10 protein-coding genes are annotated in these 12,239 nt (G+C 55.0%); 5 read left to right on the top strand and 5 right to left on the bottom strand.

Annotated elements, in window-relative coordinates:
• Positions 1-48: 48 nt before the first annotated feature.
• Positions 49-492: a DUF2569 domain-containing protein gene (locus tag ACX8ZY_RS10775; protein WP_010245382.1), complete on the bottom strand. Its 444-nt coding sequence runs from the start codon at positions 490-492 to the stop codon at positions 49-51.
• A gap of 110 nt (positions 493-602) precedes the next feature.
• Positions 603-818, bottom strand: coding sequence for a transcription modulator YdgT (ydgT, locus tag ACX8ZY_RS10770; RefSeq protein WP_003853427.1), 216 nt, complete (start codon positions 816-818; stop codon positions 603-605).
• A 687-nt stretch (positions 819-1,505) separates the two neighbouring features.
• Between ydgT and ytfQ the strand changes: the two genes are divergently transcribed.
• The 4 genes from ytfQ (at position 1,506) to yjfF (ending at position 6,051) form a co-directional block, all read left to right on the top strand.
• Positions 1,506-2,462: a galactofuranose ABC transporter, galactofuranose-binding protein YtfQ gene (ytfQ, locus tag ACX8ZY_RS10765; RefSeq protein WP_010245380.1), complete on the top strand. Its 957-nt coding sequence runs from the start codon at positions 1,506-1,508 to the stop codon at positions 2,460-2,462.
• Between the two features lie 76 nt (positions 2,463-2,538).
• Positions 2,539-4,059 carry a sugar ABC transporter ATP-binding protein gene (locus tag ACX8ZY_RS10760; RefSeq protein ID WP_010245377.1) on the top strand — a complete coding sequence of 507 codons (1,521 nt, stop codon included), beginning with the start codon at positions 2,539-2,541 and terminating at the stop codon, positions 4,057-4,059.
• Positions 4,052-5,068 carry a galactofuranose ABC transporter, ATP-binding protein YtfT gene (gene ytfT / locus ACX8ZY_RS10755; protein WP_010245375.1) on the top strand — a complete coding sequence of 339 codons (1,017 nt, stop codon included), beginning with the start codon at positions 4,052-4,054 and terminating at the stop codon, positions 5,066-5,068. The genes ACX8ZY_RS10760 and ytfT overlap by 8 nt, the downstream gene beginning before the upstream one ends.
• Entirely contained in the window at positions 5,065-6,051 is a 987-nt protein-coding gene (yjfF, locus tag ACX8ZY_RS10750) for a galactofuranose ABC transporter, permease protein YjfF (RefSeq protein WP_010245373.1), read from the top strand. The genes ytfT and yjfF overlap by 4 nt, the downstream gene beginning before the upstream one ends.
• Positions 6,052-6,095: 44 nt before the next feature.
• On the opposite strand, the gene ACX8ZY_RS10745 is transcribed toward yjfF, so the two are convergent.
• From ACX8ZY_RS10745 to ACX8ZY_RS10735, 3 genes are all read right to left on the bottom strand, one after another.
• Positions 6,096-6,563 (bottom strand): GNAT family N-acetyltransferase, encoded by a 468-nt coding sequence (locus ACX8ZY_RS10745; protein ID WP_033757543.1) that lies wholly within the window; start codon positions 6,561-6,563, stop codon positions 6,096-6,098.
• Positions 6,564-7,392: 829 nt separating this feature from the next.
• Positions 7,393-8,892: an L-arabinose isomerase gene (gene araA, locus ACX8ZY_RS10740; RefSeq protein ID WP_421664953.1), complete on the bottom strand. Its 1,500-nt coding sequence runs from the start codon at positions 8,890-8,892 to the stop codon at positions 7,393-7,395.
• 202 nt (positions 8,893-9,094) lie between these two features.
• On the bottom strand, positions 9,095-10,798 hold the full coding sequence (locus tag ACX8ZY_RS10735) for a ribulokinase (protein ID WP_061703991.1): 1,704 nt from the start codon (positions 10,796-10,798) through the stop codon (positions 9,095-9,097).
• Positions 10,799-11,163: 365 nt separating this feature from the next.
• On the opposite strand from ACX8ZY_RS10735, the gene ACX8ZY_RS10730 reads away from it, so the two are divergent.
• Positions 11,164-12,147 carry an arabinose ABC transporter substrate-binding protein gene (locus ACX8ZY_RS10730; RefSeq protein WP_010670084.1) on the top strand — a complete coding sequence of 328 codons (984 nt, stop codon included), beginning with the start codon at positions 11,164-11,166 and terminating at the stop codon, positions 12,145-12,147.
• Positions 12,148-12,239: the final 92 nt, after the last annotated feature.

Genomic DNA, 12,239 nt, shown 5'->3' with positions numbered 1-12,239 from the left:
GAGCGGCAGACCGCACTCAGAATTAAATTCCTGACATAACTCACAGCGTTATGGCGCGATAAAGGTCGTTTTTACCCGTTTTGAGCGTTTGAAGTAGGGCGCAAACACCGCAGCGGCCAGCAGCGACAGCAGTAATGTCTGGAGGGCACGGCTATCGGTAACCGGCGTAAAGGCAAAGGTTTTCAGCGCCAGCAGCACGGTAATCAGCAGCCAGAGCAGGTAGTGACGCGGCAGGCGGCGGGAGCGCTTAAAGAACAGCCAGCTGATCCAGAGACTATAAGCCCAGACCGCCACGGCGGTGAGCAGGGAAATAGCCCAGTAAGAGAAGAGTGTGCTGCCGTGAGAAAACAGCGCCACACGCCATTCCGGATTAAACAGTGGTGTCAGATACATCGCCAGCACCAGAACGGTGGTTAACAGGGTCATTATCAGCCAGGCCAGCGGCAGCAAAAGCCAGCCACCAATACGCGGCGCAGCAACCTGTTCATTCATCGTGGTTATTCCTGTCTCGGGGAGTCGAAGCGCAGCAGAATAACATGTCCAGAGGGGCACGCCCATCCGGACAAGATCAGCGGGATAAACAGCGATAAATCAGCCGGAAATCAGACCACGTAGCGCCACACCGTTTTAGGGACACAGCCGAGATCATATAACCGTCCGCCAGAGACCAGTTCAGCACGTCGGTGATCGGCAGCCCGGTACATATTGATGATTTCCAGATCATTCGTCAGGGAGTAATTAAGATGATCGAAAAGCTTTTCCAGACTGTCTGAATTATTTACTTTGCGGAATTTAAGCAGGTAATCGTGCGCAGTCATCATTGCCATAACAGATAGAAGTAACAAAGGAGTGCTCAGTATAGGGGGCAAGCTTATGCTGTCCAGATCATGCGGCTTAAAAAAGGCGAAAATCAGATAAAAGCACCTTATTAGTCACTAAAACTCCATATCTGGCTTTTTTACTATTGTCTGAGCCAGCAACTCAGCGTCTATATCTTAAACACCTCACTAACTTATTACGGACAGAGCCGGCATAAAGCGTTTAAAAGCAGAGGTTAAATATTATTTTTTTTCTTATTCAGCGCTGACAATGCATTAGTGGCTTCTTTCTCACCCTTTTAGCCCAAAAAAATTAACCATTCTGAACTTAGTGCCAGAGAAACGTTTCGCCCCTGACTCAGGCCAGCGATCTACTGTGCGGACTATCACAAATCCCATTTTTTGTTCATCGCAGGCCGGATAACCCGTTTTGTACGCCTGGCTGTAATCGTTTCCAGTGGCAGTAAGCATAAGCGATTCTGTTTATTACAATTATTTAACGAGCAGATTTTTTCTACTCAGCCGTTTTATCCATAACTCCCCTGTCAGCCAAACCGTGTGACTACACGTAACCCCTTTAAATTGCTCTGTTTTGTGAAGTGTGTCGCCATTATGCACGCTTTTTTAGTCCAGTCTAAGCAGGCTCTCTACCCTAAACAGCAAACGCCTTTCAGAGGATTAAAAACTATGTGGAAACGTTTACTTCTGACCACGCTGGTCAGCGCCGCGTTAACCGGCCCGGTACTCGCTGCAGATATGACGGTCGGCTTCTCGCAGGTAGGTTCGGAATCTGGCTGGCGTTCGGCGGAAACCAACGTAGCGAAAAGCGAAGCCAAAAAACGCGGAATCACCCTGAAAATCGCCGACGGACAGCAGAAACAAGAGAATCAGATCAAGGCGGTACGTTCGTTCATTGCTCAGGGCGTTGATGCCATCTTCATCGCACCGGTGGTGCAGACCGGCTGGGAGCCGGTACTGGAAGAAGCCAAAGATGCCAAAATCCCGGTTTACCTGCTGGACCGCGCCATTGTGGTAAAAGACAAATCGCTCTATCAGGCGGTGGTGACGGCTGACAACGTGCTGGAAGGCAAGCTGATTGGCGACTGGCTGGTGAAGACCGTGGGTGACAAGCAGTGTAACGTGGTGGAACTGCAGGGCACGGTGGGTGCCAGCGTGGCAATCGATCGTAAGAAAGGCTTTGCTGAAGCGATCAGCAACCATCCAAACATTAAAGTGATCCGCTCGCAGTCGGGTGACTTTACCCGCAGTAAGGGTAAAGAGGTGATGGAGAGCTTTATCAAGGCGGAGAACAACGGCAAAAACATCTGCATGGTTTACGCGCATAACGATGATATGGCGATCGGTGCCATTCAGGCGATTAAAGAAGCTGGCCTGAAACCGGGCAAAGATATTCTGACCGGCTCGATTGATGGTGTACCGGATATCTATAAAGCGATGCTGGCGGGTGAGGCTAACGCCAACGTGGAGCTGACGCCAAACATGGCTGGCCCGGCGTTTGATGCGCTGGAAAAATTCAAGAAAGATGGCACGCTGCCGCCAAAAGTGATCAAGACCGAATCTAAGCTGTTCCTGCCTGCCGACGCGCAGAAGGAGCTGGATACCAAAAAAGGCATGGGTTACTGATTCACCGATCAGCCGCAGACCAGCCGCAGACCGCCCTACGGGGCGGTTTTTCATGACGTGAGGCGGAGTGAGCAGAATGACCACGCAAAATGAAACACCGCTGTTATCCATCAGCGGCGTCAGCAAAGGTTTTCCCGGCGTCAAAGCGCTGAATAATGTTTCCTTTGATATCCGTAAAGGGGAGATCATGGCGCTGCTGGGGGAGAACGGTGCCGGCAAATCCACCCTGATTAAAGTGCTGACCGGTGTTTACAGCCGTGATGCAGGGACTATCACCCTGAATGGTGAGCCGATTACGCCGCATAATACGGCGCAGGCGCAGGAGATGGGCATCGGCACCGTTTATCAGGAAGTAAATATGCTGCCGAACATGTCGGTGGCAGATAACCTCTATATTGGCCGCGAACCACGCCGCTTTGGCATGATTGACCGTCGCCGGATGGTGCGGGAGGCCGATGCGCTGATGCGGAACTATGGTTTTTCCCTTGATGTGACACGTCCGCTGGGCCACTACTCGGTGGCGATGCAGCAGATTATCGCCATCTGCCGCGCGGTCGATCTTTCCGCCCAGGTTTTGATCCTGGATGAGCCGACAGCCAGTCTGGATGCCAGCGAGGTTGAGATGCTGTTTACCCTGATGGCGCAGTTAAAAGCCAAAGGGATGAGCCTGATTTTTGTGACGCACTTTCTCGACCAGGTGTACCGCATTACTGACCGGATTACCGTGCTGCGTAACGGGCAATTTATCGCCACCCGCGATACCGCCACGCTGCCGCAGATTGAGCTGATTAAGCTGATGCTGGGTCGCGAACTGCTGGAGACGGCGCTGCAGCGGCAGGGCAGCACGCTGCGCAGCAATCAGCCGGTGGTGTCGTTTGAAGATTACGGCAGGAAAGGCACCATTGAACCCTTTAATCTGGAAGTTCGTCCAGGCGAAGTAGTGGGACTGGCGGGGCTGCTGGGTTCGGGCCGCACCGAAACCGCCGAGGTGTTGTTTGGTATTCGTCGTGCCGACCGAGGAACAGCAAAGATCAAAGGCAAGGTGCAGCGCATTACTAATCCGGCGAAAGCCTCGCAGCTGGGCATGGGTTTTTGCCCGGAAGACCGTAAGACAGACGGGATTATCGGCGCGGCCTCGGTGCGTGAAAATATTATTCTGGCGTTGCAGGCGCAGCGCGGCTGGCTACGGCCGATTAAGAAGCGCGAGCAGCAGGCGATTGCCGATCGTTTTATCAAGAGTCTGGGTATTCGTACGCCGCATGCAGAGCAGCCTGTGGAGCTGTTATCGGGCGGCAACCAGCAGAAGGTGCTGCTGTCGCGCTGGCTGGTGACCAAACCGCAGTTTTTAATCCTCGACGAACCGACGCGCGGCATTGATGTGGGCGCGCACGCCGAGATTATCCGTTTAATTGAATCCCTGTGCGCCGACGGTCTGGCGCTGCTGGTGATCTCCTCTGAACTCGAAGAGCTGGTCGGTTATGCCGATCGGGTGTTGATTATGCGCGATCTGAAGCAGGTGGCAGAAATTCCGCTGGAGCAGCTTTCGGTAGCGTCGATCGTCAATGCTATCGCGGACGGAGGGGTAAAACATGCTTGAGTCCCCTATGACATCTGAAAAAACGCCACGTCGTAAGCTGAAACTCCCGCCAGGGATGCCGCAAATCGCCGCGCTGCTGTTGGTGCTGTTGATTGACAGTCTGGTGGCCAATAACTTTTTTGCCGTGCATCTGCAGGATGGGCGTCTGTTCGGCAGTCCGATCGATATTCTTAACCGTGCGGCACCGGTTGCCCTGCTGGCGATCGGGATGACGCTGGTGATCGCCACCGGCGGCATCGATCTTTCCGTGGGTGCGGTGATGGCGATAGCAGGCGCGACGGCTGCGACATTGACCGTAGCCGGACACGGTGTGCCGTTTATTATTCTCTGCACGCTGGGAACCGGTTTAGCCTGTGGCGTATGGAATGGCGTGCTGGTGGCGCTGCTGCGTATTCAGCCATTTGTTGCCACGCTGATTCTGATGGTCGCCGGGCGCGGAATCGCTCAGCTGATTACGCAGGGGCAGATTGTGACGTTCGACAGTGACAGTCTTGGCTGGTTTGGTAACGGCTCGCTGTGGATGTTGCCGGTCCCGGTCTGGATCACGCTGGTGGTAGCGCTGGCGGTCTGGCTGCTGACGCGCAAAACCGCGCTGGGTCTGTTTATCGAAGCTGTGGGGATTAACCTGCGCGCGGCCCGTAACGCGGGGGTGACAGGCTGGCTGGTGGTAATGTCAACCTACGCCATAAGTGGCGTTTGTGCCGCTGTTGCGGGGCTGATCGTCGCGGCGGATATTCGCGGTGCGGATGCTAATAACGCCGGATTATGGCTGGAGCTGGATGCGATTCTCGCCGTGGTGATTGGCGGTGCGTCGCTGATGGGTGGCCGCTTTAATCTGGTGTTGTCGCTGATCGGCGCGCTGATTATTCAGTCGATGAATACCGGGATTTTGCTCTCCGGCTTCCCGCCTGAGCTGAATCAGGTGGTGAAAGCGGTGGTGGTGATGTGCGTGCTGTTGCTGCAGTCACCACGGTTTATTGCGATGTTGAAACGGAGACGCCCGACATGATTAAACGTCATCTTCCGCTGATGATCACCTTGCTGGTGTTTGTGGCGGGTTACCTGTTTTGTCTGAGTCAGTTTCCGGGCTTTGCCTCCACCCGGGTAATCTGCAATATTCTGACCGATAATGCTTTCCTTGGGATTATCGCCGTCGGCATGACCTTCGTGATTTTATCGGGCGGTATCGATCTGTCTGTGGGTGCAGTGATCGCCTTTACCGGCGTGTTTCTTGCCCGGGCGATCGGTGATTTTCATATCGATCCCTTGCTGGCCTTTGCGCTGATTCTGTCGCTGGGCGCGCTGTTCGGCGCCATGATGGGCTGGCTGATCGATGCACTGAAGATTCCGGCATTTATCATTACGCTGGCGGGGATGTTTTTCCTGCGCGGATGCAGTTATCTGGTGTCGGAGAACTCAATTCCTATCGATCATCCGTTCTACAGCATGCTTTCCAGTCTGGCGTGGAAAGTGCCGGGCGGTGGGCGTCTCAGCCTGCTGGCGGTGATTATGCTGGTAGTGGTGTCTGGCGGGATTATTCTGGCGCACCGCACGCGCTTTGGTAACCGGGTTTACGCCATCGGTGGCAATATGACATCCGCCCAGCTGATGGGTGTTTCGACCCGCGCGACCACCATTAAGATTTATATGCTTTCCACCACGCTGGCGACGCTGGCCGGGATCGTGTTCTCGATTTATACCTCGGCAGGTTATGCGCTGGCAGGGCTGGGTGTGGAGCTGGATGCGATCGCGTCAGTGGTGATTGGCGGCACGCTGCTGTCGGGTGGTGTCGGTACAGTTTTGGGCACGCTGTTCGGTGTGTTGATTCAGGGGCTGATTCAGACCTGGATTAACTTCGACGGTACGCTGAGTTCCTGGTGGACCAAGATCGCCATCGGAATTCTGCTGTTTGCGTTTATCGCCCTGCAGCGGTTACTGACGGTCATCTGGGATCGTCAGCAGAACGCGCCCGTTAAGCGATTACCTTCCTGAGTTCTTCAGTACTCCGGTCAATGGCGGCTCGCAGGAGCCGCCTTTTACTGCGCAAGGCGCAGCACCATTACCGTGACCTCTTCACCCGCTATTTGCCGCTGTTCCACCGCCTGCCATCCTGAACGCTGATAGTACGCCTGTTGATCGGGTGTATAGAGCCACAGTTCACCCATCTGCTGTTGTCTGGCTCGCGCAATCGCCTGCTGTATTAACGCTTTTGCCACGCCCTGACCCCGGAATACCTTGTCCGTCACCACCTCACCAATCCAGAATTCTCGTGCCGGAATGTCATCCAGTTCATAGCGAATGACGCTACAGGTCGCGACCACCGTTTCGCCATCCGGTGTGGCAATAAGAGTAAATTCTGCCGAAGGTTTCTGATTGCGCTGTTTTAAACGCTCAAGGATTGCAGGCGGGTGAGACCATGCAGGAAGGTGTGACCATTCAGTGTGCAACAGTTGTGCGGTTTGTCCGGCGAAGCCGGGATGTTGGTTTAGCTCGGCAATGTGCATGGCGCTGGCGACCTTTGTTTTGTCAGGCTACAAGCAATACAGGCTGGTGGGGGAAAGTGCAAGTTCATGAAAGGGTTAAGTTATAGCAAAGACTTAGGTTCTCTTTTGTATGACAGGAAAAACAATCGCTATTGGATTTAGGTGCAGGGTCAGGAAAGGTATGCCTGATCGCAAAGGATTCCCGCATCCATGCGGATCGGCCGCGCCATCCCTGGCGCGGACGCTTTGCTTTTCAGGCATACCTTTCCTTCCCGGTTGGGCTGATGCATCGCTTTAAGAAGCAGGACAGTGGATATTTCTATTGATGGTGGATTAATACAAATTGCTGTTGGCTGATGAGAAAGGTCAGGAAAGGTATGCCTGATCGCAAAGGATTCCCGCATCCATGCGGATCGGCCGCGCCATCCCTGGCACGGACGCTTTGCTTTTCAGTCATACCATTCCTTCCCGGTTGGGCTGATGCATCGCTTTAAGAAGCAGGACAGTGGATATTTCTATTGATGGTGGATTAATAGAAATTGCTGTTGGCTGATGAGAGAGGTCAGGAAAGGTATGCCAGATCGCAAAGGATTCCCGCATCCATGCGGATCGGCCGCGCCTTCCCTGGCACGGACGCTTTGCTTTTCAGGCATACCTTTCCTTCCCGGTTGGGCTTGATCATGGCTTTAAAAACATGCGCTGAACTATCAAAATTACGGAACGCCCGTCATTCCCGACTGAATAGCACAGTATTTATCAAAAACCGATGCCGCATAATCCTGCGTCGGCCGTTTCATTAACTTACTTAAGAGCGCTGTTAATTAAAAAATTGAACAGCGCCCTTTAGTTATTAACGTTTCAAACGGTAATACGCTTCGTTCCAGCGCAGTGCGTCTTTAAACGCAGGTAAACGCGTGTGCTCATCAATCACCAGCACTTCGATATCGTTCATCTCACCGTACAGATACATATCATCCAGCGTCAGCGCCTGGCTGAACACCGTATGGTGCGCGCCGCCGCCCAGAATCCACGCTTCGGAGGCCGTTGCCAGTGACGGCTGGGCTTTCCACAGTGCGCGCGCAACCGGCAACTTCGGCAGCGGTTTCGGCTGTTCGATAGCATCCACCACGTTAACCAGCAGACGGAAACGATCACCCATATCAATTACGCTGGCGTTAATCGCGCGACCCGCTGGCGTTGAGAAAATCATGCGCGCCGGATCGGCTTTATCACCAATGCCCAGGAACTGCACATCGATCAATGGCTTCTCTTCAATGGCAATCGACGGGCAGACCTCCAGCATATGCGAGCCGAGGACCAGATCGTTACCGGGTGAGAAGTGATAGGTGTAATCCTCCATAAAGGAGGTGCCACCTTTGCGATCGCCAGCCAGCACTTTGAAAATACGCAGCAGCGCAGCGGTCTTCCAGTCACCTTCACCTGCGAAGCCATAACCCTGACCCATCAGACGCTGAACCGCCAGACCTGGCAACTGCGTCATGCCGTGCAGCGTCTGGAAGTTGGTGGTGAAAGCGTGGCAGCCTTCTGCTTCCAGGAAACGTTTCAGACCCAGCTCAATGCGCGCGGCATCCAGCACGTTCTGACGCTTTTCGCCGCCGGAAGCGGTAACATCGGTAAAGCGATACAGGCTTTCATATTCATCGACCAGCGCATTCACGTCGCCATCGCTGACGCCATTGATCACCTCAACCAGATCGCCGACGCCCCAGCCATTCACCGAATAACCGAACTGAATCTGCGCGGCGACTTTATCGCCTTCGGTCACGGCCACTTCACGCATGTTGTCGCCGAAACGCGCGACTTTCAGCTGCTGACTGGCCTGTTTGGTCAGTGCTGCACGCATCCAGTTGCCGAGGCGCTGCTGGCTGGCGCTATCCTGCCAGTGACCGGTCACCACGCTGTGCTGCAGGCCCATACGGGCGCCGATGAAACCGAACTCGCGGCCGCCGTGTGCGGTCTGGTTCAGGTTCATAAAGTCCATGTCCATGCTGTCCCACGGAATCTCCGCATTGAACTGGGTATGGAATTGCAGCAGCGGCTTATTCAGCACGCTCAGGCCACCGATCCACATTTTGGCCGGGGAAAAGGTGTGCAGCCAGGTAATGATACCGACGCACTGCTTGTCATAATTGGCATCGCGACACAGAGCCAGCGCTTCATCCGGTGACTTAACCAGCGGTTTCAGCTCCAGACGCAGCGGTAAACCGGCCTGATTTAAACCCTCTACCACCTGACGTGCATTCTGTTCAACCTGGCGTAACGTCTCCGCCCCGTAGAGGTGCTGCGTGCCGATGACAAACCACACGCTGTAGCTGTTTGACTGTTCCATAAAACCACTCCTTTACTTTGAGCCTACCTCAATAGGCTATTTTATTTGTCAGTCTGAACCTGGGCAGTGCTCACACAGGCTGCTTTAGCAACCTGAACGCCCGTCAGGGCGGCCCTGAAAGGGCGAGCGTAGCGAGTAATCCTCACGTACTCCGTGTACTACGGATTGTTCCGCGCTGTCCGTGTCCAGACTGCCTGCAACATTACGCCTGCTGAGATAGGCTCTTAGCGGAAGCGGGGCGTGCGGCGTATTGCGGTTCAGCCGCCACGCACCATTGTTGATAGCGTTGATAAAGTTGTTGATAGCGGGCGACGCGCGCCGGATCGGGCTGCAGCGTCACGGCAATCGGGCTGGCCATCACCTGCTGGGCGTCGGGAACGCTGGCGTGCACACCGGCGGCGACGGCGGCGAAAATGGCCGCACCCAGCGCACAGCACTCGTCAGAGGCGACGATATCCAGTGGGCGATTCATCACATCGCAGCAGGCCTGCATAATTGCCGGGGATTTCCGCGCGATGCCGCCCAGGGTCAGAATGCTCTCGACCGGGATCTGCTGCTGTTCGAAGCACTCCATAATTGCGCGTGCGCCAAATGCGGTGGCGGCGACCAGACCACCAAACAGGGCGGGGGCATCGGTGCCCAGATTGAGGTCGGTAATCACCCCTTTCAGCCGCTGATTGGCATTTGGCGTGCGGCGACCGTTAAACCAGTCCAGCACCACCGGCAGATGGTCGAGCTGCGGGTTTGCGGCCCAGGCCTCGGTCAGATCTTTAATCAGACTCTTTTGCATCTCAGCCAGCTGAGGCTTCAGCTCCGGATGCTGCTGCGCCGCCAGCTGCAGCGGCCAGCCCAGTAAACGGCTGAACCAGGCATAGATATCACCAAAGGCAGACTGACCCGCCTCCAGCCCGATAGCGCCTGGCATTACGCTGCCATCGACCTGACCACAGATGCCTTTGATGTCGCGATCGCCGACCTTTTCACTATCCGCAATCAGGATGTCGCAGGTCGAGGTGCCGATCACTTTCACCAGCGTATAGGGTTTGGCACCGCCACCGACCGCGCCCATATGACAGTCAAATGCGCCACCCGAGAGCGTCACGGTTTGCGTCAGGCCAAGACGCTGCGCCCATTCAGGGCTAAGCGTGCCGACAGGCAGATCAGCGGTCCAGGTATCGGTAAACAGGGGAGAGTCGAGCTGTTGCGTTAACAGCGGGTCCAGCGCATTGAGAAAATCGACATCGGGCAGGCCATTCCAGTCGCCGTGCCACAGCGCCTTGTGCCCGGCCGCACAGCGGCCCCGACGCAATTTGTCAGGTGCGGTGGTGCCGCTTAACAGGGCTGGCACCCAGTCGCACAGCTCGACCCAGGAGACAGCGGCGTCACGCACGGCCGCATCTTCACGCGACACGTGCAGAATCTTCGCCCAGAACCACTCCGAGGAGTAAATCCCGCCAATATAGCGGCTGTAATCCTGGAAGCGGCCGCTGTGGCACAGCTGATTGATCTCTTCCGCTTCTTCTATAGCGGTGTGATCTTTCCACAACACAAACATCGCGTTGGGGTTGTCGGCGAACTCCGGACGCAGCGCCAGCACGTTGCCGTCGCGGTCAATAGGGGCAGGGGTCGAACCGGTGCTGTCAACACCAATGCCGACCACGGCGTTGCGCTGATCTTCACTCAGTGCATTCAGCACGCCGAGCAGCGCCTGCTCCATGGCGTCGATGTAATCCTGTGGATGGTGACGAAAACGGTTAGTGTGCGGATCGCTGTATAAGCCCTGTTGCCAGCGCGGATAGCTGAACACCGCACTCTGCAGCTCTTTGCCGCTATGACAATCCACGGCCAGCGCACGCACCGAATCACTACCAAAGTCCAGCCCAAGGGTGATGGCTCCAGCACGCATCGGAATCTCCTGTAGTTAGTTAACTCCTGTATCCTGGGTTCGGCGCGCCAAATCAGTTAGTCATCGCTGGCTGACAATATGCACTTTTCTGTCATCGGCAGTGATTTTGTGATCCATTGCAAAAGTTAAGGTCCGGTTAAATTTGCTGAATATATGGATCATTTTGTCGTGATTTTAAGATGTGATACCGCTCTACATTTTTCTTCGCTAATACCGCTAAAACTAGCCCAGCGTCTGGACAGTCTGTCAGCACATGCCAGCCTAACGCACTGATTTATGGCTGTACCCACAAAACAAAACAAACTGGTAGCGTTTACACCGATTCGTTATTAGCAGCGAAAAATAACCTGGTACCGGAGAGCATCATGCATAAATTCACTAAAGCGTTCGCGGTCATCGGCCTGGCAGCGGTTATGTCACAATCCGCTATCGCCGAGACCATGAAGCTGGGATTCTTAGTCAAGCAACCAGAGGAACCCTGGTTCCAGACTGAATGGAAATTCGCCGACAAAGCGGGCAAAGATCTTGGCTTTGATGTCATTAAAATTGCCGTGCCGGATGGTGAAAAAACCCTGAATGCCATCGACAGCCTGGCGGCTAACGGCGCGAAAGGTTTTGTTATCTGTACGCCCGATCCGAAACTCGGCTCTGCCATCATGGCAAAAGCGCGTGGCTACGGTCTGAAAGTCATCGCGGTCGATGACCAGTTCGTCACCGCCAAAGGCAAACCAATGGATACCGTGCCGCTGGTGATGATGGCCGCGACCAAAATTGGTGAGCGTCAGGGTCAGGAACTCTATAAAGAGATGCAGAAACGCGGCTGGGATGTGAAAACCACCGGCGTGATGGCGATTACCGCCAACGAACTCGACACCGCTCGTCGTCGTACCGGCGGCTCCATGGACGCCATCAAAGCCGCTGGCTTCCCGGCAGCGCAGATCTACCAGGTCCCGACCAAATCTAACGACATCCCTGGCGCGTTCGACGCCGGTAACTCTCTGCTGGTTCAGCATCCTGAAGTCAAACACTGGCTGATTGTCGGCATGAACGACAACACTGTGCTGGGCGGCGTGCGCGCGACCGAAGGTCAGGGCTTTAAAGCGGCTGACGTCATCGGTATCGGCATCAACGGCGTGGATGCCATCAGTGAACTGTCGAAAGAGAAGGCGACCGGCTTCTACGGATCTCTGCTGCCAAGCCCGGATATCCACGGCTACAAAAGCAGCCAGATGCTCTACAACTGGGTCAGCAAAGGTGAAGAGCCACCGAAATTCACCGAAGTTACCGATGTGGTGCTGATCACCCGTGACAACTTCAAAACTGAACTGGCGAAAAAAGGACTGATGTAACCCTGAGCCTGCCAGGCAGTTTGTCGCCTGGCATCCTTAATAGCCAATTTCGCGCCGCCCGCCATAACCGGCCGGTGGCGCGAAAGAGTGAG

This window comes from Pantoea sp. XAF26B01_ASV70 (assembly GCF_054512635.1).
This window is presented reverse-complemented; position numbering and strand designations above follow the sequence as displayed.